Raw genomic sequence first — 992 nt, 5'->3', positions numbered from 1 at the left:
CGCTGCCGGCCGCGCCGGTCACCCTCCCGGCGCCCGAGACCGCCGCGGCGGAGGCGTCGCCGCGCCGGCGGCATGGTGGCGCCCTGCCCAGTTGAAAATGCGAATACTTCGCAATTACCAAGGTTTGCCGACAGATGCTTGCGTAAAACCGAGCAGATGAGTCAGAATGCAGTATTGGAGGGCCCCTGTCGGCAGGGGTGATCCGTTCCCAAAAACGCTGGGCCCGTGACGGGCAGGGATGCGACGCAGCATGGCCAATCCGGTTCCGCCGGCCCCTGAGCTTGACCTTCTGGAGCTGGAGCGCGCGCGCCTCTTCGCCCTGCTGGGGCGGCTGATGGTGGCGCCGCCGGATGGCGCTCTGCTGGCCAATCTGCGCGGGCTGCAGGGGCAGCCGGACACGCTGCTGGGCCGCGCCTATGCCGGGCTGAGCCAGGCGGCGCGGGCGGCGAAGCCCGACGCGGTGGAGCGCGAATACCACGCGCTGTTCATCGGCGTCGGCCGGGGCGAGCTGCTGCCCTTCGCCTCCTACTACCTGACCGGCTTCCTGCATGAGCGGCCGCTGGCCGAGCTGCGCGACACGCTGGCCCGGATCGGCGTCGAGCGCGCGCCGGGCGTGGCCGAGCCGGAGGACCATCTGGGCTTCCTGTGCGAGACCATGGCCGGGCTGATCGCCGGGGTCTTCCCGGCCGGGCCGGAGGAGGCGCCGGCCTTCTTCGCCCGCCACATCCAGCCCTGGGCGGGGCGCTGCTTCGCCGATCTGGAGGCGGCGGAGGCGGCGGAATTCTACCGTGCCGTGGGCGCGCTCGGCCGCGCCGCGGTCGAGGTCGAGGCGGTGGCGGCCGGGCTGCCCGCCTGAGGCCGCGACCGGGAAACCGCGCGGCAAGATTTGTCACGAATACTGAGCAGAGAAGAACAAGGAAGAAGGACGCGGCGATGAGCAACCGGGACGAGGGGAAGGTGTCGGAACGGCGTGGCTTCCTGAAGGCGCTGGG

1 protein-coding gene is annotated in these 992 nt (G+C 71.3%); it reads left to right on the top strand.

Annotated elements, in window-relative coordinates; all coding sequences use genetic code 11:
* Nucleotides 1-250: 250 nt before the first annotated feature.
* Nucleotides 251-856, top strand: coding sequence for a TorD/DmsD family molecular chaperone (locus HMPREF0731_RS21785; protein ID WP_007006418.1), 606 nt, complete (start codon nt 251-253; stop codon nt 854-856).
* Nucleotides 857-992 lie beyond the last annotated feature (136 nt).

Origin of the sequence: Pseudoroseomonas cervicalis ATCC 49957, from assembly GCF_000164635.1 — a bacterium.
Classification (GTDB): domain Bacteria; phylum Pseudomonadota; class Alphaproteobacteria; order Acetobacterales; family Acetobacteraceae; genus Pseudoroseomonas; species Pseudoroseomonas cervicalis.
This window is presented reverse-complemented; position numbering and strand designations above follow the sequence as displayed.

Excerpts from the sequence above, each read along its gene's own strand:
- HMPREF0731_RS21785 (WP_007006418.1), top strand. The coding sequence starts at position 251 with ATGGCCAATCCGGTTCCGCCGGCCCCTGAGCTTGACCTTCTGGAGCTG.